General features: G+C 52.8%; 19 protein-coding genes and 2 tRNA genes. 13 read left to right on the top strand and 8 right to left on the bottom strand.

Features of this window, described 5'->3' with window-relative positions; all coding sequences use genetic code 11:
- Positions 1-92: 92 nt before the first annotated feature.
- The 3 genes from EQM14_RS02910 to EQM14_RS02900 all read left to right on the top strand — a co-directional run bounded on the left by EQM14_RS02910 (position 93) and on the right by EQM14_RS02900 (position 4,551).
- Positions 93-1,286 (top strand): LCP family protein, encoded by a 1,194-nt coding sequence (locus EQM14_RS02910; RefSeq protein WP_128741537.1) that lies wholly within the window; start codon positions 93-95, stop codon positions 1,284-1,286.
- Positions 1,287-1,651: 365 nt separating this feature from the next.
- Complete coding sequence (metG, locus tag EQM14_RS02905) at positions 1,652-3,601, top strand: methionine--tRNA ligase (RefSeq protein WP_128741536.1); 1,950 nt, start codon at positions 1,652-1,654, stop codon at positions 3,599-3,601.
- 173 nt (positions 3,602-3,774) lie between these two features.
- The gene (locus tag EQM14_RS02900; RefSeq protein WP_128741535.1) at positions 3,775-4,551 is read left to right on the top strand and encodes a TatD family hydrolase; all 777 of its coding nucleotides are present in this window, start codon (positions 3,775-3,777) and stop codon (positions 4,549-4,551) included.
- Positions 4,552-4,586: 35 nt separating this feature from the next.
- Here the strand turns inward: EQM14_RS02900 and EQM14_RS02895 are convergent, their stop codons facing one another.
- Positions 4,587-5,234, bottom strand: coding sequence for a pentapeptide repeat-containing protein (locus EQM14_RS02895; protein ID WP_128741534.1), 648 nt, complete (start codon positions 5,232-5,234; stop codon positions 4,587-4,589).
- A gap of 128 nt (positions 5,235-5,362) precedes the next feature.
- Here EQM14_RS02895 and EQM14_RS02890 point away from each other — a divergent pair, with 128 nt between their 5' ends.
- From EQM14_RS02890 to EQM14_RS02870, 5 genes are all read left to right on the top strand, one after another.
- The gene (locus EQM14_RS02890; protein ID WP_128741533.1) at positions 5,363-6,358 is read left to right on the top strand and encodes an SPL family radical SAM protein; all 996 of its coding nucleotides are present in this window, start codon (positions 5,363-5,365) and stop codon (positions 6,356-6,358) included.
- Positions 6,359-6,503: 145 nt separating this feature from the next.
- Positions 6,504-6,577 (top strand) — tRNA-Gln (locus EQM14_RS02885).
- A 29-nt stretch (positions 6,578-6,606) separates the two neighbouring features.
- Positions 6,607-6,683 (top strand) — tRNA-Pro (locus tag EQM14_RS02880).
- 566 nt (positions 6,684-7,249) lie between these two features.
- Entirely contained in the window at positions 7,250-8,185 is a 936-nt protein-coding gene (locus EQM14_RS02875; RefSeq protein ID WP_128741532.1) for a LysR family transcriptional regulator, read from the top strand.
- Between the two features lie 9 nt (positions 8,186-8,194).
- The gene (locus EQM14_RS02870; protein ID WP_128741531.1) at positions 8,195-8,479 is read left to right on the top strand and encodes a LysR family transcriptional regulator; all 285 of its coding nucleotides are present in this window, start codon (positions 8,195-8,197) and stop codon (positions 8,477-8,479) included.
- A gap of 145 nt (positions 8,480-8,624) precedes the next feature.
- Here the strand turns inward: EQM14_RS02870 and EQM14_RS02865 are convergent, their stop codons facing one another.
- On the bottom strand, positions 8,625-9,776 hold the full coding sequence (locus tag EQM14_RS02865) for a mandelate racemase/muconate lactonizing enzyme family protein (protein ID WP_128741530.1): 1,152 nt from the start codon (positions 9,774-9,776) through the stop codon (positions 8,625-8,627).
- Between the two features lie 78 nt (positions 9,777-9,854).
- Between EQM14_RS02865 and EQM14_RS02860 the strand changes: the two genes are divergently transcribed.
- From EQM14_RS02860 to EQM14_RS16255, 5 genes are all read left to right on the top strand, one after another.
- Entirely contained in the window at positions 9,855-10,187 is a 333-nt protein-coding gene (locus EQM14_RS02860; RefSeq protein ID WP_128741529.1) for a hypothetical protein, read from the top strand.
- The gene (locus tag EQM14_RS02855; protein WP_128744209.1) at positions 10,187-10,663 is read left to right on the top strand and encodes an RpiB/LacA/LacB family sugar-phosphate isomerase; all 477 of its coding nucleotides are present in this window, start codon (positions 10,187-10,189) and stop codon (positions 10,661-10,663) included. Before EQM14_RS02860 ends, EQM14_RS02855 begins: the two co-directional genes overlap by 1 nt.
- A 19-nt stretch (positions 10,664-10,682) precedes the next feature.
- Entirely contained in the window at positions 10,683-11,360 is a 678-nt protein-coding gene (locus EQM14_RS02850) for a transaldolase family protein (RefSeq protein ID WP_128741528.1), read from the top strand.
- A 23-nt stretch (positions 11,361-11,383) separates the two neighbouring features.
- A complete protein-coding gene (locus tag EQM14_RS02845) occupies positions 11,384-12,448 on the top strand; it encodes a transaldolase family protein (protein WP_128741527.1) in 1,065 nt (354 codons plus the stop codon).
- Positions 12,449-12,563: 115 nt separating this feature from the next.
- Positions 12,564-12,710, top strand: a complete 147-nt coding sequence (locus EQM14_RS16255; RefSeq protein ID WP_164918937.1) for a hypothetical protein — start codon at positions 12,564-12,566, stop codon at positions 12,708-12,710.
- Between the two features lie 215 nt (positions 12,711-12,925).
- On the opposite strand, the gene EQM14_RS02840 is transcribed toward EQM14_RS16255, so the two are convergent.
- The 6 genes from EQM14_RS02840 to EQM14_RS02815 all read right to left on the bottom strand — a co-directional run bounded on the left by EQM14_RS02840 (position 12,926) and on the right by EQM14_RS02815 (position 19,730).
- The gene (locus EQM14_RS02840; protein WP_128741526.1) at positions 12,926-13,588 is read right to left on the bottom strand and encodes a hypothetical protein; all 663 of its coding nucleotides are present in this window, start codon (positions 13,586-13,588) and stop codon (positions 12,926-12,928) included.
- A 330-nt stretch (positions 13,589-13,918) separates the two neighbouring features.
- Positions 13,919-14,677: an SDR family oxidoreductase gene (locus EQM14_RS02835; RefSeq protein WP_128741525.1), complete on the bottom strand. Its 759-nt coding sequence runs from the start codon at positions 14,675-14,677 to the stop codon at positions 13,919-13,921.
- Between the two features lie 63 nt (positions 14,678-14,740).
- On the bottom strand, positions 14,741-15,607 hold the full coding sequence (locus EQM14_RS02830; protein ID WP_243112597.1) for a sugar phosphate isomerase/epimerase family protein: 867 nt from the start codon (positions 15,605-15,607) through the stop codon (positions 14,741-14,743).
- A 5-nt stretch (positions 15,608-15,612) separates the two neighbouring features.
- Positions 15,613-16,392: a 3-ketoacyl-ACP reductase gene (locus EQM14_RS02825; protein ID WP_128741524.1), complete on the bottom strand. Its 780-nt coding sequence runs from the start codon at positions 16,390-16,392 to the stop codon at positions 15,613-15,615.
- A gap of 3 nt (positions 16,393-16,395) precedes the next feature.
- Positions 16,396-17,727, bottom strand: a complete 1,332-nt coding sequence (locus EQM14_RS02820) for an oxidoreductase (protein WP_128741523.1) — start codon at positions 17,725-17,727, stop codon at positions 16,396-16,398.
- Positions 17,724-19,730 (bottom strand): FAD-dependent oxidoreductase, encoded by a 2,007-nt coding sequence (locus EQM14_RS02815; protein WP_128741522.1) that lies wholly within the window; start codon positions 19,728-19,730, stop codon positions 17,724-17,726. Before EQM14_RS02815 ends, EQM14_RS02820 begins: the two co-directional genes overlap by 4 nt.
- Positions 19,731-19,734: the final 4 nt, after the last annotated feature.

Genomic DNA, 19,734 nt, shown 5'->3' with positions numbered 1-19,734 from the left:
GCTTTTTCCCCGCGTTGACAACCTGTCCGCTTTGCAATACAATAGGTGAAAGTGGCTTGATGAAAATAATTTTAGGTACAGCGAGGTACAGTATGAGCAGACAACCTACGGGCCGCCCGGCGCGGCGCACCGACCCTCTTGGAACAAGCCGCGCTTCAAACCGGCAGCCGGCGCGCCGCGCCGTTTCCTGGGACACGCAGGAAATCGACCGCTACAACGTGGTGGACCGGGACATCTACAGCGATTCCTCCATGCGTTCCCGCTCCCGCCGCCGTCGCCGCAAAAAGGGAGGCTGCCTGAAAAAAATACTGATCCTGCTTTTTTCCGTCGCGCTGGCCGCCATGGGCGGCGGATTCTTATATTTTCATCTCCTGGCGTCCCGCCTGGACCGTTCCGACGTGACAAGCTCGCAGCTGGCAAACTATACGCAGCTGCCCAGCGACGCGCCGGCCTGGAACGTCAAATCGGACGACAGCGTGATGAATATTCTGCTGCTCGGCGTGGATGAGAACGACGACGGCTCGGACGGCAGGTCCGACACCAATATGCTGATGTCCATCGACAGCAAGTCAAAAACCATCCGTCTGGTCTCCTTTCTGCGCGACTCCTACCTTGAAATTCCGACCGTCGGCAAAAACAAGCTCAACGCCGCCTATTCAAACGGCGGTGTCGCCCTGACCATGCAGACGCTGGAAAACAACTACCGGATCAACATCGACCAGTATGTTTCCGTCGATTTCGATAACTTTGCCGCCGTGATCGACAAGATGGGCGGACTGGACGTTCCGATGTCCAAAGCCGCCTGTCAGGCGGAAAACGAGAACATGGGCAGCCATCTGTCCTATCCCGCCGCCGGCGAGAAGTCGATCACCCATCATCTGAACGGAAAGCTCTGTCTTTACTACGCCCGAATCCGCTACGCCACCGACAGCTTCGGGAGCAACGACTACGGGCGCACGGCCCGCCAGCGGCAGGTGGTCGAGCTCATGATCCGGAAAATAAAATCCATGAATCTGGTGAGCGCCAACAAAATCGTCTACGATTATCTGCCGTATGTGAAGACGAATCTGAGCGACAGCCAGCTTTTGTACCTTGCTTCCATCGGAGCGTCTCTTTCCGGCTACGAAACGGAAACCCAGCAGATCCCGGCGACGGATACGTTTGACGACACCGTCTCGGTCAAGGGGATCGGGAAGGTCGTTTCGCTCGACCTGGAAAAGAACTGCACGATTCTGAGGCAATTTCTTTACGGGGACGAAGATTCTTCCGGAAGCGATTCGGACTGAACCGAGTCAGTTTGTCGAAAAACATGCAGGCCGTTGAAAATCGTGCAAGACAAGGCGGCAAGCGCCGCAAATGAGGGAGGGCGCAAAGCGCCTTACGCGCCTACGGCGCCACGACTGTGAAATTCGCAGTGCGGGCCTTCTTTCATCGCTTTGGGAACCCCATTCATTGGCTTTGTAGGAATGGGTGTGTAGGCGCAGCCAACGCCGTAAGCAAAATTGCGGCGCAATTTCGCGGTTGCGCGGCTTTCCCGGCGGCCTGGGACGGTGGGGAAACCCGCCGTTTTTTATATGGCGGGTGAAATTTCTTTTATTTTATGGAACAGAATGGTATAATAATAAAAACAAAGTTCCCGGAGGCTGAAAAAATGGAGAAAAAGACCTTTTACATCACGACGCCCATCTATTACCCGTCCGGCAAGCCCCATATCGGACACAGCTACTGCACGCTGGCCAGCGACGCCATCGCGCGCTACAAGCGAATGCAGGGGTACGACGTGATGTTCCTGACCGGGACGGACGAACACGGTTTGAAGATCGAACAGAAAGCGGAAAAAGAGGGAATCACGCCGAAGGAATATGTGGACCGCACGGCGCAGGTTTTCAAAGACCTTTGGAAACTGCTGAACATCTCCAACGACCGCTTTATCCGCACGACGGACGGCTACCACGTGAAGGCCGTCCAGAAAATCTTCAAGGACCTCTACGACCGCGGACAGATCTACAAGGGAGAATACAAGGGCTGGTACTGCACGGACTGCGAATCCTTCTGGACCGAGACGCAGCTGAAGGAAGGAAAATGCCCCGACTGCGGCCGCGAGGTGAAAATCGTCAGCGAGGAGGCCTATTTCTTCCGCCTGTCCAATTTTGCCAGACCGCTTTTAAAGTACTACGAGGAGCATCCGGATTTCATCCAGCCGGAAAGCCGCAAGAATGAAATGGTCAGCTTCATCAAGCGGGGGCTGGAAGACCTTTGCGTCTCCCGCACCAGCTTTTCCTGGGGCATCCCGGTCACCTTCGACCCGAAGCACGTGGTGTACGTCTGGCTTGACGCGCTGACCAACTATATCACCGCGCTCGGATACGATTCCGACGACGACTCCGCGTACCGAAAATACTGGCCCGCGGACGTTCAGTTCGTCGGCAAGGAGATCGTCCGCTTCCACACGATCATCTGGCCGGCGATGCTGATGGCGCTCAGCCTTCCTCTGCCGAAGCAGGTCTACGGCCACGGCTGGCTCCTGTTCGGCGACGGAAGCAAGATGAGCAAGAGCAAGGGCAACGTGGTCGACCCGACGATCCTCTGCTCCCGCTACGGCGTGGACGCGGTCCGCTACTTTCTGCTGCGCGAGATCCCGTTCGGCGCCGACGGTCTGTTCACCAACGAGGCGCTGATCAATCGCATCAACTCCGACCTCGCGAACGATCTCGGAAATCTTCTTTCCCGCACGGCCGCGATGGCGGAAAAGTATTTCGGCGGAAAGATTCCGTCGGAGCGCGAAGAGGCTCCCGTGGACGAGGACCTGAAAGCAACGGCGCTCGCCCTGCGCGGTAAATGCGACGAGGCCATCGACAAATACCAGTTCTCGAACGCGCTCACGGAGATCTGGAAGCTGATTTCCCGCACGAACAAATATATCGACGAAACGGCACCCTGGGCGCTCGGCAAAGAGGAAAGCAAAAAGGCCCGCCTCGCGGCGGTGCTTTACAACCTGTGCGAATCGCTCCGCATCGTGTCGGTCCTGCTCGCTCCCTTCCTGCCGGACACCGCGCCGAAGATACAGGAACAGCTCGGCATTTCAGGCGGCGCCGTCACCTACGAGTCCGCCGGGAAATGGGGCGTGTTCCCATCCGACACCGTTGTAAGGAAGGGCGAGACCCTGTTCCCCCGCATCGATGTGGACAAGGAAATCGAGGAGCTCAACAAGCTGATTCCGAATCCGGCGGACCGCGCAAGCGCGAAGGCGGAGCCGGACGAAAAGCCGGAGGGAATCGCGCAGATCAACATCGACGAGTTCGCGAAGGTCGACCTGCGCGCCGCGAAAGTGACGGCCTGCGAACCGGTCAAGCGCTCCAAAAAGCTTTTGAAGCTGACCCTGGACGACGGCATGGGCGGACGCACGGTCGCTTCCGGCATCTCACAGTGGTACAAGCCGGAGGATCTGGTCGGGCATACGGTGATCGTCGTTTCCAACCTGAAACCCGCCAAGCTCTGCGGCGTGGAGAGCCAAGGGATGATCCTTGCCGCCGACGCGGGCGAGGACGAAGTCCGCGTGGTCTTTGTCGACGGCGTCCCCGCCGGCAGCAAGATCCGTTAGCGGCCCGCGGCTGCGCACGCCCCCGCGTTTCGCACGATACTGATCTTCAGCGTTTCCCGCCGGGGGAGTCTTTCGATTCTCCCGGCTTTTGGCAACTTACGACGCAAGGTACGGGAAAGGCGGCGCATGCCGCTCCGTGCGCTCAGTCCTGAAATCGTTCTTGTGGAGGACATATGAAATACTCCAATATTTTCGACAGCCACGCGCATTACGACGACGAGGCGTTCGACACGGACCGGGACGAGCTGCTCGCCTCTCTCCCGGAAAAGGGCGTCTGCCATGTGGTGGACTGCGGTGCCGACCTTCCGTCCTCCCGTGCGGCGATCGCCCTGGCGGCAAAGTACGGCTATTTCTCCGCCGCCGCGGGAATTCACCCGGAAGAGGCGAAAAACGCCCCGGACGGATGGGAGAAGGCGCTGGAAGCACTTCTTTCCGATCCGCATATCGTCGCGGTCGGAGAAATCGGCCTCGACTATCACTTTGAGGAAAACGCGCCGCGCGAGGTCCAAAAGGAACTTTTCGAGCGCCAGATCCTTCTGGCGAAACGGCACGGGCTGCCGGTCATCGTCCACGACCGCGACGCGCACGGCGACACGATGGAGCTTCTGCGCCGTCACCGCCCCCAAGGAGTGATCCACTGCTTTTCCGGCAGCGCGGAAATGGCGGCCGAGGCCGTCCGGCTCGGGATGTACATCGGCGTCGGCGGCTCCGTAACCTTTAAAAACGCCCGCGTTCCGGTCGAGGTGGTAAAAAGTCTGCCGCCGGACCGGCTTTTGCTCGAAACCGACTGTCCCTACCTCGCCCCCGTCCCGTTCCGGGGCAGAAGGAACGACTCCTCCCTGATCGCCTGTGTCGCGGAGAAAGTCGCTGAGATACGAGGCGGAAATCCCCAGGACATCCTGAATCTTGCGAAAAAAAACGCGGAGGATCTGTTCCGCGTAAAAGCGTGAGTCTTCCGGCCGGAGCGTTTGCCCCGGCCTTTTTGTTACGCGCGGATAACGAGACCCAGATACCGGGCCAGATCGCACGCCTGAAGCGGAGTGACGACGGCCCCCCGCAGCTCCGGACCCGATACGGCAAGCCCCTCGATCTCATCGCCGGTCAGGTCGATCCCCGCAAGAGAGGTATGCAGGAATTCGGCCTTCCGCAGACGGCAGCTCGAAAATTCGACGCTGCTCAGGGCGCACTCCTGCAGAACTCCGTTTTCCATCTTGCAGCCTTGAAATTTCACATGCTTCAGCTTGGAACCCGACAGACCGATCCAGTCCGCCGTGCAGTCCTTCAGAGTCGCCTGCTCCCAGACGGAACGGGAAAAATCGGTGCCGACCAGCCTGCAGCCTTTGAATTCAACGCGGCGGAACAGGCTGTCCGCCAGAACCGCGTTGGAAAAATCGCACGATACGAACACGGCGTCGATAAAAGACAGCCTTTCCGCCCGGCAGTCCGAAAACCGGCAGCCGGAAAAGCGGCACCGGCGAAAATCGACGCCGGAAAAAGACGCTTCCGCGGCGGACTGGCCGGAAAAAATCAGGCCGGAGCATTCCGTTTCCTCCCGCGAAGCCTTTAGAATCGTCTCTTCCATATCGGCGGCACTTTCCAGCGGGGCTGAAAAGCCCGGCGTATTTAATTTCATCCTGGAAGACTTCCTTTCCCTGTTTGGCCTTCCTCAGTTTATCAAAGCCTGAAACCGATGTAAAGGCGTCATGAATCATAAACCGCCGATTTTCACTCATACTAAACGGAAAGAAAGGGGCGGCGCTTATGTTCCCCGAGAAAGTTTATTACGAGCCTGACGCGCTTTCCTATAAGCTGGGACAAGCGCTGAAAAAGAAATACTCCGAAGTTCCGTGGGTCCCGGTCGAAAGCCACAACCGGATCGACGAGCTGCGCACACAGCCGAATTCCGCGTTCCGGGACCTGAAACGTCTCCTGATCGTCGGGGTGCGGAAAACGCACCGCTACGTTCCGAATGCAAAGACCTCCGATTTTCTCGTTCCCTACACGTCTTCCGGCTGCAGTGCCATGTGCCTGTACTGCTACCTTGTCTGCAACTACAACAAATGCTCCTATCTGCGGCTCTTCGTCAATCGGGAGGAAATGCTCGAAAAGCTGAAAAGAACCGCGTTGCGGGCTGAAAGAGACCTGACGTTCGAAATCGGCAGCAACAGCGATCTGGTGCTGGAAAACACCGTCACACACAATCTGGAATGGACCATCGAGAGATTTGCCGAACAAGAGAAGGGGTTCATTACATTTCCAACGAAATTCAGCATGGTGGAACCGCTCCTGCCGCTGAAACACCACGGCAGAGCGATATTCCGGATGAGCGTGAACCCGCAGGAAGTCATCCGAACGATCGAGCTCGGGACTTCGCCGCTGAAACAGAGAATTCACGCGCTCAATCAAATGGCGGATGCGGGATACCGCACCGGTCTTCTGATCGCTCCGGTGATTTTGCTGGACGACTGGAAAAAACAATATCTGGAGCTGTTGGAAACTCTTTCGTCAGAGCTTTCCGAACGGGCAAAGCGCGGCATCGGGATCGAGGTCATCTTCATGACCTACAGCTATGTCCACCGGGCCATCAACACGGAAGGATTTCCAAAGGGGCCCGATTTGTTCGACTCCGGCCGGATGACGGGGCGGGGAAAGGGAAAATACTGTTACCGGCCGGAAGTGAGGGCGGAAGCGGAGGAATTTCTGCGCCTGGAAATTGAAAAGAGGTTCGGTCCGTCATCCATCCTCTACATCGTCTAATCTTACGGCACAACGAGTTCCACTTTGATTCATAAAAATTCTTTTACGAAAAGATTGGTCGGGATTTCTCAAATAATCCCGAAAAGGGATTGACAAACGCGCGGGATTTGAATATAATAAATCTTGCTGTTTCAATGCAGGTTGATGCGGAATTGTGTAAAGGTAGCACGACAGACTCTGACTCTGTTTGTGAGGGTTCGAATCCTTCTTCCGCAGCCAGGCTCCGTTATTTTCGGGGCCGTTTCTTTCGAGGTGTGGCTCAGCTTGGTAGAGCGCTACGTTCGGGACGTAGAGGCCGCTGGTTCGAATCCAGTCACCTCGACCATTTCTGTAAGAACCCGGTTCTTCGCCGGGTTCTTTTTTTATACTCATCTGCGAGGCGACTGGGTGAGAACCAGCCGGTGCAGCCCCGTAGACCACGGACGCTTTTGCATTCACCTCTCGCCTCGCGCAGAGGTCCGCGGAACGCGGCACCCTCACCATCCAATAAGGGTACAAACTTGACATCTATCCGAAATACGCAGTAAAATAAACCACGTACACCGGCATTCACAAGTCAAATGGGTTTGTTGTACCCTTATGGCGGATGGGGACTAATCATTTCGATGATGGCTAGCCCTCGATGGATGCTATTTTCTTTATCCACATACTGAAAAGTATATGCCAAATTTCTGAAAAAGCAAGTCGTTTTTCACCGGCTTATATTTCTTCGGCGACGCGCAGTTTTCTTCTGTTCAGTAATTGGCGGTGAGAAGAATTCTTAATATTGATAACCGCTATCGCCCAAGTAAAAATAGTTTACCAAAAGACCATTATTAGTTTCATCAATTCCCGTAGAGCGGAGCTGTTTCAAACCTTGACGCTAAAATATTGAAACTGTGTGAGGCATAAATGAAACTTAAATACTTAAAATATGTGATTGCATTGTCAAGTGAAAAGACACTGAGAAAGGCAGCTGCATCTTTAGGCATCTCAGCAGTTGCGCTATCGAAATATTTAAAGTGTTATGAAGATTTAATTGGATACCCGCTTTTTGATCATCATGAGAATTGCTTCACACCAACGGAAGAAGGAGAAGTATATATCGCTGCAGCAAAGAAGATTATAGAAGTATATGAATCCGCAAAGCAGGAAATTTGCAATCTAAATTCTGGATATACGGAAAAACTTCTTATAGGGGCTACGCCACAAAGGGGTGAAAGCATGGTTATGAAGATATTCGAAAGATTCCATAAACGTTATCCGAATGTTCAACTGAGAATTATACATACATATCCGAAACATGGTAAGGCACTTTTAGAAAGAGAAGAAATTAATCTGCTCTTTTGCAGCTATGAGGAAGAAGACAAAAAGAAATTTAATCTAATATCTTATGATATAAAGGAACCCTTAGTTTTAGTTGTACCGGAGTTTCATCCAGCTTATGCACATAATGTTTTATCATTTCAGAAATGTAAAACTGATCAATATGATGGAATCGTTGATATTCGTGATTTTCAAGATTCAGTATTTATTCTGTATGATCACGGGACAGAAGCAAGAAGACAAACCGAGCTGCTATTCGAAAATGCGAAATTTAATCCAAGTATAATTTACGAGACAAATAGTCCGGCAATTATTATTCAATTGATTCAAAAGGGATATGGAATAGGAATACTTCCTTCTTTTTATGCTCAAAAGATAGAAAATGCGAGAACTTTCGCTACATCGTTTCCAATTTATTTAGCCCACGGATTTTTAATAAATAAAAGGCACTCGCTTAGTGACGCAGAAAAGTATTTTATTCAATTAGTCATGGAAGATGCGTCAGAGACACAACAAATATAGGAGACAGAAATGGATATTCGAAATGCCAACTATTTTGCCGCAATAGCCGAAGAAAAAAGCATATCTAAAGCTGCTGAGAGATTATTTATATCACAGCCAGCTTTGAGCCAACAGCTGTCCAAGCTAGAGGATGAACTTCACACCAAATTGTTTATCCGCAAAAAAGATACGCTCGAATTAACTGAAGCTGGACGTATATATTTAAATTGCGTTTATAATATTCAATATATAGAAAAGCAGGCTATGAATAAAATATTAGAAATAAGGAACGAAAAAAAGCCTTGTGTTAAGTGAAATGTGAATCTTAAGGCGCTTTGCTTAGTATACTGGAATCCGCACACGCGTAAAATGAGCTGGCTGTCGGAAACTTATGTTTCTGGCATACCAGCTCATTATTATATATCTAAAAAGGTCTGATTTCCAATAAGTCTTATATTTTTTACATAATATGTGGTGCCCCGCTCATGGTGTATGCTGCGGGCTTACTTAAATCAACTCTTGACCATACAATTGGCTCTAACGTTTTTAAAAAGTCATAATTCAAATCCATGCCCCAGCCCGGTTTATCGGTCGGTTGGATAAATCCGTCATGGACATGTAAAACTTCGGTACAAAGTTCAGCGTCCATACCTTCTTCTCGCGGTTCATTTTCTAAGAATGTTGTATTATAAGTACACATGCAGAAATGAACGTTTATACAATTTGCCAGAGGACTTAATGGATTGTGAGGGCTCAAAACCCGGAAGGAAGGCTCAGCAAGATCAGCTATCTTCCGAAGCCCTGTGAAACCACCTGCCAGCAGGATATCTGGTTGTAAAATATCCACTGCGTGAAGACGAAGAAGACGTTCGTAGTCATAGATAGTAAAAATTTGTTCACCGGTTGCAATAGGCACCGTGCTTCCTCCGGAGATTTCTGACCAATTCTCCATATTTTCGGGCCGGATTGGTTCCTCTACGAAAAATGGACGGAAGGGCTCAATTGACTTTATGCAGCGTTTTGCTTCAGCCGGTGAGTAAATTTTGCTTAGCATATCAATCCCTATTTCAAAATTATCGCCCAGTTTCTTACGCATACCACTAAACATTTCAATTAAATTGTTTTCAGCTTGTCCTGTTGGAAAGTATCCAATTGACGAAACCATATTTTTACATGCTTTATAGCCGTACTTTTCTACTCGAGGCATTAATTTATCTAAAGCATCTTTGGAATTTTTCCCGTAAGCGTGACAATATACCGGAACTTTGTCTCGAACAGCGCCAAGCATTTTATAAACAGGAAGCCCGGCTATTTTTCCGGCGATATCCCATAAAGCAAGATCAATTGCGCTTGCGACCGTATGCAGCACAGAACCGCCGGGAAAACGTGAATAATTGAGAATCCGTTTTTGGATCCGCTCACGATCAAGAGGGTCTTGGCCGAGAACCCATTCGGATACGTAATCTGTCATATCCCGAATGCATTGATCGGCTCCTACGCAGAAAAATTCGCCTATCCCGTGAATACCCTCGTCTGTGTCTATTCTTAAATAATTAAAATTTCGAAATTGGTTTGCATGCACGGAATAAGTTGTCAATTTAGTAATTTTCACGGTTTTACCCCCATCAATATTGATTATTAAATATGGTACCACACATATGCGGTCCTTTGTGCGAATACGATCCCAGGCGTGACAATCAGCTCGGTGTTTTCAAAAGCGGTGAGCGCCTACGCTGAAAAAGGTTGGAAAGACGAATGGAAACTCCACCATCAGGGAGGGCTAACCGGCTACATGCCGCGGGAACTGAAAGGCACGGCCGAAGTGGGACATGTGATCCGCGCAGGCGAGGCCTATGGCTGGAACCCGTCGGTGCAGGGAGCGAAATCCGAAAATACGATCCTGGTGACGGAAAACGGATTTGAAAGCCTCACCCATACCGGGAATTATCCATATCTGACCTATGAAATCAGCGGAAAAAAGGTTGTTACGGAAGACATTCTAATTTTAGAGGAGGATGCATGATGAAAAAATTCATTATCGGTTCGGATAAATCCGGTTTTGCTCTGAAAGAGGCCGTGAAAACCTATTTGGAAGAACAGGACTATGAGGTGGAGGACTGCGGCACAAGGTCCGTTGACCAGCCGATGCCCTATTTTAAGGTAGCACCCATCCTTGCGAAAAAAATCCAGAGAGGCGAATATGAAAAAGGGATTCTGATCTGCGGAACCGGTGCTGGCATGGCCGTTGTTGCCAACAAATTTAAAGGGGTTTACGCGGTCGCCTGCGAAAGTGTTTATGCAGCCGAAAAATGCCGTGCAATCAACGATGCTAATATCATGACGATGGGCGGCTGGATTGTGGCGCCGGAGCTCGGCATCACGATGGCGGAAAAGTTTTTGAACACCGGGTTTACGGACAATTTGGAAGAGTGGCGCAAAGACTTTCTGAAGAACGCTTCAAAAGAGGTTGCCTCCATGGAAGACAAAATATACGATTAAACGGAAGAAGGAACTGAAAATGAAATATTTTTTGGACAGCGCTAAGCTGGACGAAATCAAATATGCCTACGAAAACTACTGTATCGACGGCGTAACAACCAATCCCAAACACATCAAGCTTTCCGGCAAACCATTTTTGTCCTGTGTGCGCGATGTTGCGTCATGGCTGAAAGAGAGCGGTCTGGAGGGGAAGGATTTTCCCATCTCCTTTGAAATCAATCCGCACCTGGAAAAGTGGGAAGAGATTGTTAACGCCGCGCGAGAGGTCAGCAGCTATTCGAAAAATTATATCATTAAAATTCCCTGCTGTGAACAGGGTTTGATTGCCGCAAAGAAGTTGGAAAAAACGGGAATTCGCACGAATGTCACCCTTGTTTTTTCACCTTCGCAGGCCATTCCTGTCGCGAAACTGGGAGCCAAGTTTGTTTCGCCGTTCGTCGGCTGGAAAGAGAACAGCGGTGACGATGCAATCAACTACATCTCCGACATTGTCGATATTTACCGGAATTACAATTATAAAACCGAGATTATCGTCGCCGCCGTGCGCAATGGCAAACAGATCTCCGATTATGCCGCCATTGGCGCCGATATTGTGACCTGCGGCCTCGATGTGTACAGGCAGAGCTTTGAACATCCTTTCACTACATACGGCCTTGGCGTTTTTCGCGATGCCTGGGATCATACGGCAAAAGAATAAAAGAGAGGGATTGGGTGAATGGTATGAGCACATACAAGGGTAAACTTCATGAAACCGTTGTGAAATTCCCCTGCACTGATATCTGGATGGACTCCTGCGGGGAAGAAGAACTGAACTATGGCCTTGAGCGCGGGATTACCGGCGCGACCAGCAATCCTATTATCGTCGGGGCGGTCGTGAAAAGCGAGCTGGCTTACTGGGAACCGCAAATCAAGAATCTGATTACGGAACATCCTGATGCCACCGAAGACGAACTTGCCTGGCTGTTGATCGACGAAGTAGGGCGCGAGCGCAGCCAAAAGCTGTTGCCTGTTTTTGAACAGAACAAGGGAAAAAAGGGCCGCCTTTCCATTCAGGTGAATGCAAAATATTATCGCTGCGCCGAAAAGATGGTCGAACAGGCCTGCCATTTGAATGCGCTGGGCAATAACATGCAGGTCAAAATTCCCGCGTCGGCTGCCGGCTTGAAAGCGATGGAGGAGGTGACTTACCGCGGCATTTCGATCAACGCAACTGTCTCGTTTACCGTTGCGCAGGCGGTTGGCGTCGCAGAAGCCGTTGAACGCGGCCTGGCCCGCAGAAAAGCCGAACATCTACCCTGTGAGGAGATGGCTCCCGTCTGTACGATCATGATCGGCCGCACGGATGACTGGATGAAAGAATATGTCAACAAGAATGGGCTGGTCTGCAATCCAGAAGCGCTCGAATGGGTCGGAGTTGCCGTTATCAAAGAGGCTTATCGTATCTATCGTGAACGCGGCTACGTCACCCGTTTACTCAGCGCGGCCAACCGCAACCATTACCACTGGTCCCAGCTGATTGGCGGTGACCTGTGCCAGACCATCAACTATAAATGGCAAAAGCGCCTAAATGCCTGTGATATTGAAGTGAAGAACCGCATCGGCGATCCTGTGCCGAAGCAATATATGGATGAACTGATGAAAATGGGAGATTTCCGTAAATCCTTCTATGAGGACGAAATGAAGCCGAAAGAATTTGAAAAATATGGTGGTTTCCGCAATACGATAACGACGTTTCTGGGCGGTTACGACGATCTGGTCAAACTGATCCGCAACTATCTAATCTGACTCAAACTGCAAAACTGAGCCCAAAAACGGGTGCAAAATAAGATGCCAACTACACATTGGCATCTTATTTTTGTCTAATCGAAATAAGCCACAGGTTTGGCTGGCGGAATCGAAGATGGCTTTAGCCGAACAAAAAAGGCCTGCTAAAATAGATGAGGGTTTGGCCAACCACATCAAAATAGCAGGCAGGTCTCCTCGTGAAGGAGAAAAAGCAATGCCTGTTATGAGGCTGTCCGGCAATCATTCCTTTGTTTTGCATTAACTTGTCGTCGGGAAAAGTTGAAAAATATGTATCCGAGATAAAATAAAAGTGTACTGTTTTCATAAAGGCCTCCCAGAACAAGTTGAAGCCCTACCCTTTTCAAGGTAGAGCTCGAACAAACATTTTGACCCGACCTTGTTTCATCTGCATATCGGGTAGCAGAAAACATTTTGGCAGATCCCTGCCATTGATATTATTATACTCTCCGCCTGATTTTATGTCAACGGGTCTCCCAAATTCTCATAAGCAGGCCGAGCGGATGCGACAGGACCTTCGGAAGTTCCGTAAAGCCAGAGGGCATCCCCAACGGCAAGATTGCTTTTCCTCATCCATTTCGCCCTGACATGAATCTTTCCCATGTGAATTTGTCGGGATAAAATATCCGGGAACAGCTCCGGCCGGAATTTCCGGAAAAGCAGCAGTTCGTCGGCTTCCTCCCGAACAACGTTCCCGCCATCCGGCTGAATGCCGTAATGAAACCAGAACGCCTTTGGAATATAAATAAAATTTCCTGCGTAAATCCGGATTGGGACTCCGTAAACGCGGTTTTGCAGGCACTGCCGCGGCGTTGATGGCAGCATCCGCACTTGAAGACCGGATTCGGTGACCGTCAGGAACGCATACCGACCAATCCTCGCCCGGTTCTGTTTCGCCCAAAGCGCCGGTAAATTAAACCGGCCGATCGTAACGTATTTCCGCTCCGTTTCGGGGATTTCCGAAACATCAGGATAAATAAAAATGGATTCCTTTTCAATCTTCGTCAGAACCGGCCCATTCTCCGGGATGCCGCGTTTTCTGCAAAGTCCCTGGTCCAGCACAATGCGGTATCGTGCGGAAATCAAGACGGGCAGGCCGATGATTGTATCGCTGTGTTCCATTTAGTTACTCCATTCGTGTAGTTTCCGGACTGTTTTAACTTGAGGAAATAAGTCCGGTTTTCTATTCTTTCAAGCGCGTTCGCGAATTTTCTATTCCAGTTTTGCAGGTCGAATCCGCCATCATCACCTTTCTTCTGTTTTCTGACAGCTTGAACACTCGTCATTATATCAGAACCATAATTCTCTCTGCTTAAGCTTTTAATCCCACGCGCGTAGCGCGCGGGATTTCGTTCCCCAAACGGCAAGATGTTTGGAAACCCTGCTAAAGCAAACACAAAAAGGGTCCTGCAAAACCTGAAAATCAGGTTTTGCAGGACCCTTTCCTCCGCTTTACCGGGCGGTGTACCCGCCGTCCACCGGGATCATCGTGCCGGTGATATAGTCGGAAGCGTGCGACGCCAGAAACACTGCCACCCCCTCAAAATCCTCCGGCGTCCCCCATCTCCCGATGGGAAGCCTCTCGTCCATCGGCTTTTTCTTCTCCGGATCCGACCAGATGGCCCTGGTCAGATCCGTTGCGATGTACCCCGGGGCGATGGCGTTCACACAGATCCCATAACGGGAAAATTCGTTGGACAGCGCTCTCGTCATGCCCAGGACCCCGTGCTTGGAACAGGTATACCCAACCACGTCGCACCCGCCGAAAGAAGAAAACAGGGAAGCGGTGTTGATGATTTTTCCCCCGCACTTTCTGCCGATCAGGTGGTTTGCGACCTTTTGGGCAAGAAGGTAGGGCGCCCTCAGATTGACGGCCAGCACCCGGTCGAACACATCCGCCGGATAGGACAGGGCGGATTCCCGGTGCTGCATTCCGGCGTTATTGAAAAGGATGTCGACGGTCCCGGCTTCCTCCGTGATTTGATTCCAGACGGAGTCTATGGAGGCTTCCTCCGACAAATCCGCCCGATACGGGAAAAACCGTTTTCCGAGCGTCCTGACCTTCCTTTCGGTTTCCGAGAGATCAGCGAGATCCAGTCCTATGATATCGGCTCCCGCTTTCGCCAGACCGACGGCGATTCCCGCCCCGATTCCCCCGGCGCATCCGGTCACCAAAGCATTTTTTCCGTCCAGCAGGAACAGATCCGACATATGAAATCTCCTTTCCGAGCGGCCTGAGTTTCTAATTTCCGGCTTATTTCCGTCCGGGGGCCGCTATTTCGAAAAAACTTTTTTCAGATAAGCGATGCCAAATTCCGCCAGCTGGTCCGGCCCCTCCCCCAGCTGGACCCAGCCGCTGTCCAGTCCGCCGGGAGCGAATGTCTCCATCGTGATATGCCCCTCGTATCCGTAATCCTTCAGCAGGCCGAAAATCTCCGTCCATGGGAAAAAGCCCTGGCCCGGCGCCCCCCGGTTATTGGCGCAGGCGTGGAAATGGTACATTTTCCCGGCCTTCAGCACGGACTCGATCGCACCGGGCAGATCGTTTTCCTCAATTCCGGCATGGAACGTGTCAAAATGAATCCCCACATTTTCCTCACCGATGTCTTTGACCAATTTCAGGCCCTGCGCGGCGGTGTTCACTACGCTGGTGCGGTACCGGTTCAGCGGTTCCAGCGCAAGCCTCACCCCGTGCTCCTTCGCCCGCCGGGCCAGTTCTTTCAGCCCCGCGACGGCCAGTTCCCATTCCCGCACCGCTTCGCCGGGCGGGAGGCGGTGGCGCTTCCCGCCACCGGCATAAAGCGGACCGGCAAAAATGTGGCAGCCAAGGCTCTCGGCGGTCAGAAGGCATCCGGTCAGGTATTCCATGGTGGAAGCGCGCACCGCCGCGTCAAAATTGGAAAGGTCCCTGCCCGGCCCCAGAGCGGCGCACAGGCTGGTTTCCAGTCCGGTCGCCTCAATTTCCTGTTTCAGCTCGAGGTCAAGCCCGGGCTGCGTCATGGGCAGTTCGATCGCGGTAAAGCCCATCCGCGCGATTTTTTCCGGCAGCCTGCTGCACTCCCGCCCCAGACCGTTCACCCAATTCCAAAGATTGATCCCAAAGCAGTTCATTCTCTTCTCCTGTTCCGGCTGTATTTTCATCGCTTTTACAGCCTTCTGATGTGAAATCCGCCGTCCGCATTCAAGACCTGGCCGGTGGAAAAATCCAGCAGCCCGCTGCAGGCCGCAAGGACGCAGTTGGCCACATCCCGCGGGGTGCCGAACCGTTTGATCGGCGTCAGGCCGCCTTCGATCATGCTCCGGTATTTATCCTGAACGCATTTTGTCATATCCGTCAGGATAATGCCCGGCCGCACCTCAAACACGGGGATGGAGTACTCGGCCAGGCGGTCGGCAAACAGCTTCGTCACCATGGAGATCGCCGCTTTGGAGACGCAGTATTCTCCCCTGGACGTGGAAGAGGTGTAGGCCGATACGGAAGAGGTGTTGACAATGCGCGGCGAATAGTCCTTCAGGCCGCCCTTTTGCAAAAAGCTGATCATCGCGTTTGCCGCGTGCTGGCACATAAAGAAAGCCGAGCGGGCGTTGATCTTCATCAGGCGGTCGTAGCTTTCCGTCGTGGTCTCCAGAACGTCCATCCGCACTTCCGGGGCGACGCCCGCGTTATTGACCAGAACGTCGATCCTGCCGTACTGCTCGCTCACCCGGCGGATCAGTCGGATCCTCGCCTCTTCATCCGACACGTCGCAGCTGACATACTCGCAGGAACCCCCCTCCTTCTTCACGGATTCCAGGGCTTCCGAAGCGTCCGGAGAAAGCGCCACCATCACGATATGGTAGCCGGCACGGCCGAGCGCCTTGGAGATTCCAAGCCCGATTCCCCTTCTCGCGCCGGTGACGATGGCGACTTTTTTATTGATTTCCATACTTTATTTTGCCTCCGTTTGATATCGTAAATAGTATTTCAGGTACTCGGAAGGATCCCGGACCACGCACCCGGCGGGCAGGCCCGCGCGGATCAGATCTCCGCATTTCCCGCAGGTGACGCACACTTTTTTCGCGTCCAGCCGCCCCTCCTTCAGGATCTGGTTGGGAAAGCCCGGGTTTGCAAAGGCCATCCTTCCGAAACACATCAGGTCGCACCGGTTTTCCGCAACGGCGCCCGCGGAATATTCCGCCGCGTATTGCCTCAGGTAGGACGGCGCGGACGCCGCCACCGCAAGAGAAGGATACGCTTTCTTGATTTCGGCCGTCCCTCCGATCATGCGTGCGATCCCTTCCAGCGGATGCTCCGCGGGGATGTATTTGCCACGGTCATACGGACGCGTGACATGTGTGTTCTGGTAAGGGTTTCCCATCGTGATGTTGACCATGGGAAGGCCAAGCTCTCCGGAAAGCACGCCAACCAGTTTCACCGCTTCCCGGTAATCCGGGGAAAGGCTGCCGTCTCCGGCCATCCCGAATCCGTAAGGATACGCGAAACCGTCGTAAATCCCGACCCGCGACGTGATCAGAAAGCCTTGATCCTCCGCCTGCTTCGCGTTCCGGACAGAATGGAACAGCAGGCGGAACCGGTTCTCAAACGGTCCTCCGTAAGCTCCTTTTCTGACGTATGCGGAAGCGAGTTCGGCAAACAGGTATCCGTGGCAGGATTTGACATCCATCGCATCGAAGCCCGCCTGTTTGCAGAGGAAGGCCGCTTCCCCGAATTTCTCCTCCAGCGAGCGGAGATAATCGTCCGAAACGATGCAGCCGTCGTCCAGCTTTTTTTGTCTTTCATAAACGGGATGGTGGTAGGCGATCATCGGCTGAGGGGCGCCGTTGGGCTTGGCGTACCGGCCGCTGTGGTTCGCCTGCATGACCAGATAAGGCGCATAGCCGTTCCGTTTCATCCCGGCTTCCCTGATCTGTTCCACCAGACGCTGAAACGAGCTCAGCGTCTTCGGGGTCAGCATCAGCTGCTTCGGGCTGGACCGGCCCTCCGGCACAACGGCCACCGCCTCCATCCAGATCAGGGCGGCGCCGCCTTCCGCTTCCCGGCGGTACCGCCGGTACGTCAATCCGGTCGGCGCTCCGTCTGGATCGGAATCCGCCCCTTCCATGGGGGCGATTCCAAGGCGGTTGGGCAAAACGACATTTCCAAAGCGGCACGGCGATTTCAAAACGGACAAATCCTCGCAAAAAGGAAGGGAAAGGTCCAGTGCTTCGCAGGTTTGCCGCAGTTCCTCCAGAGACCGGTAATGAAAAGTCCGGTGCTTCATTCCACCTTTTCTCCTTTCCCGATGATCCGGTCGGAAAGATAATCCCTGTATACAACCTCAAACCATGTGTCTTTTTGCGGAACCGGCTTTCTGGCCACTTCCTCCGTCCATACTTTCCCTTCGCGGAGCCAGACCTTCTGAATGACGTCCTTTTTCGCTCCGTTGTCGAGCTGCACGGGGATTCCGTCGTTTTTGCAGGAAGACAAATCCAGCTCCTCCCGCTGAATCAGATACGAACCCCTCGATTTCCCTCCGGACCGGATATATTCCAGCATTCCGGTCAGATACACGATCTGCGTGATCAGAATATCCTGATTGATCAAAGCTTCGCGGAGCTCCTCCGGGGAGTCCGCCTCCGTATCCAGACCCAGATTTTCAAGGTAGCCGCGGCACTTTTCAATCTGCCTGGAAATCTTTTCTTCGCTGCGGATCATCATTCCGCATTCATCCATTTCCCTTTGATATTTGGCCCGAAGGACCCGATAATCCTTCTTCTGCGAGCTTTTCGACCGGATCCGGCCGCAGAGCTCAAACAGCCCGGAGAGCTCTTTCTTTGTGGCGGCCAGAAATTCCGGCCTGTCATGGCAAAGGCCGGAGCGCTTCGCGCGGATGTATTGAGCCGCCCTCAGCGAGTCGACCTGCGTCGCGTTCAGCGCGGTCCCCCCGGGACGGTAAACCCCAAAGTCGCCGCACGCCTCCCCGACCGGAAACAGCCCCTTGATGTTGGATTCCCACCACAGCCCGGCGCACAGTCCTCCGTTGTTATGCTGGGCGCAAACCGCCGCTTCCACAGGCTCTTTTGCCAGGTCGATCCCATGGTCCCGATAGAGCTCATACGCCGGACGATTCATTTTCATCAGGCGCCGGACCGGCGTGCCGAACAGGACTTCCGACTTCTTCAGATAAGAATAAGCCTCCTCCGAAAGAAGGGAAAAATCAAAGGTCCCGTCCCTTTGTGCCGCCGCGGAGGGATTTTGCGTGTAGTCCAGAAAAACGCGTCTCCCCCGGATCTTCGTTTCCACAAACAGCGCCAGATCGATCAGCGAGGAGCCCCCTCTGGAAAGTTTTCTGGGATCGAACGGCCATTGATAGCCCTTCAGGAACTCCGCCGTCAGCATTTCTTCCGGAGAGGCAAAGTAGTCCCGCAAAAATTCTTTCGGGTCCTCTCCATCCGGACCGGCCGAGAAATAGCGAGGCAAAACCTGCTGATAGCTTCCGGAAAGGTTCCATCGAAATTTTGTGGACGCGATTCCGTACTGCCACTCCGTCACGTTGCAGGCTTTCGCCCCGCAGAGGAGGGCCGCTCCGTGCGAACCGGTCTGACTTTCCGGATACACCTTGCTGAAATAGACGGCGCTCGGCCCGCCCGTCGCGTAAATGACATTTTCGCATTCAAACAGAATAAAGCGCAACTCCTGGCCGCCGGAATCGGCCTGAACCGCCACGGCTCCGGCAATCGACTTCTCTCCGTCTTTTTCTTTCGTCAGCAGGCGCACGATACGGTATCCGTCAAAGACGCGGATCTTTTTCTCCCGAACCGCGCTTTCCAGCCTCTCCGTCATCTTTCTCGAGGTCAGGGGCCCGCAGGAAGTGGCCCGCTGCGAGGCGTCATGGTCCGTCCGATACCCGACATACTGGCCGAATTCATCGTGGGGAAAAGGGACCCCCATATTGACCAGCTTGAAAAAGCACCGGGTGGAAAGCGCCGCCTGGACCAAAGCGGTCTCCCCCTGGATGCATTCCCCGCCGTACAGCGTTTCCGCCATATCGGCGACAGAGTCGGGGTCCGCCCCGGAAAGGGAAAGCTTGTAATAAGTCTGTTTGTCGGAGCCGGTGTTGCGGGACGTGCCCATTTTCATTCCTTCCGTGACGATCGCAATATCGCGCACGCCAAGGTCGTACAGGGTATCCGCGCCGTTCAAAGCCGAGCAGCCGCTTCCGACAATGATGGTATTGAAAGAGAACAAGGGAATTTCCCTTGAGAAAAAATCCAGTGTTTCCATAAAT

This window comes from Caproiciproducens sp. NJN-50 (assembly GCF_004103755.1).
In the GTDB taxonomy this organism is placed as follows: domain Bacteria; phylum Bacillota; class Clostridia; order Oscillospirales; family Acutalibacteraceae; genus Caproicibacter.
The sequence above is the reverse complement of the archived record's forward strand: the minus strand, read 5'-3'. Positions and strand labels throughout refer to the sequence as shown.

Coding starts and splice junctions, on each gene's coding strand:
- EQM14_RS02835 (WP_128741525.1), bottom strand. CDS start 14,677: ATGTCGGATCTGTTCCTGCTGGACGGAAAAAATGCTTTGGTGACCGGA.
- EQM14_RS02845 (WP_128741527.1), top strand. CDS start 11,384: ATGAGCACATACAAGGGTAAACTTCATGAAACCGTTGTGAAATTCCCC.
- EQM14_RS02900 (WP_128741535.1), top strand. CDS start 3,775: ATGAAATACTCCAATATTTTCGACAGCCACGCGCATTACGACGACGAG.
- EQM14_RS02850 (WP_128741528.1), top strand. CDS start 10,683: ATGAAATATTTTTTGGACAGCGCTAAGCTGGACGAAATCAAATATGCC.
- EQM14_RS02875 (WP_128741532.1), top strand. CDS start 7,250: ATGAAACTTAAATACTTAAAATATGTGATTGCATTGTCAAGTGAAAAG.
- EQM14_RS02870 (WP_128741531.1), top strand. CDS start 8,195: ATGGATATTCGAAATGCCAACTATTTTGCCGCAATAGCCGAAGAAAAA.
- EQM14_RS02830 (WP_243112597.1), bottom strand. CDS start 15,607: ATGAAAATACAGCCGGAACAGGAGAAGAGAATGAACTGCTTTGGGATC.
- EQM14_RS02890 (WP_128741533.1), top strand. CDS start 5,363: ATGTTCCCCGAGAAAGTTTATTACGAGCCTGACGCGCTTTCCTATAAG.
- EQM14_RS02895 (WP_128741534.1), bottom strand. CDS start 5,234: ATGAAATTAAATACGCCGGGCTTTTCAGCCCCGCTGGAAAGTGCCGCC.
- EQM14_RS02825 (WP_128741524.1), bottom strand. CDS start 16,392: ATGGAAATCAATAAAAAAGTCGCCATCGTCACCGGCGCGAGAAGGGGA.
- EQM14_RS02855 (WP_128744209.1), top strand. CDS start 10,187: ATGAAAAAATTCATTATCGGTTCGGATAAATCCGGTTTTGCTCTGAAA.
- EQM14_RS02815 (WP_128741522.1), bottom strand. CDS start 19,730: ATGGAAACACTGGATTTTTTCTCAAGGGAAATTCCCTTGTTCTCTTTC.
- metG (WP_128741536.1), top strand. CDS start 1,652: ATGGAGAAAAAGACCTTTTACATCACGACGCCCATCTATTACCCGTCC.
- EQM14_RS02910 (WP_128741537.1), top strand. CDS start 93: ATGAGCAGACAACCTACGGGCCGCCCGGCGCGGCGCACCGACCCTCTT.
- EQM14_RS16255 (WP_164918937.1), top strand. CDS start 12,564: ATGGCTTTAGCCGAACAAAAAAGGCCTGCTAAAATAGATGAGGGTTTG.
- EQM14_RS02840 (WP_128741526.1), bottom strand. CDS start 13,588: ATGGAACACAGCGATACAATCATCGGCCTGCCCGTCTTGATTTCCGCA.
- EQM14_RS02820 (WP_128741523.1), bottom strand. CDS start 17,727: ATGAAGCACCGGACTTTTCATTACCGGTCTCTGGAGGAACTGCGGCAA.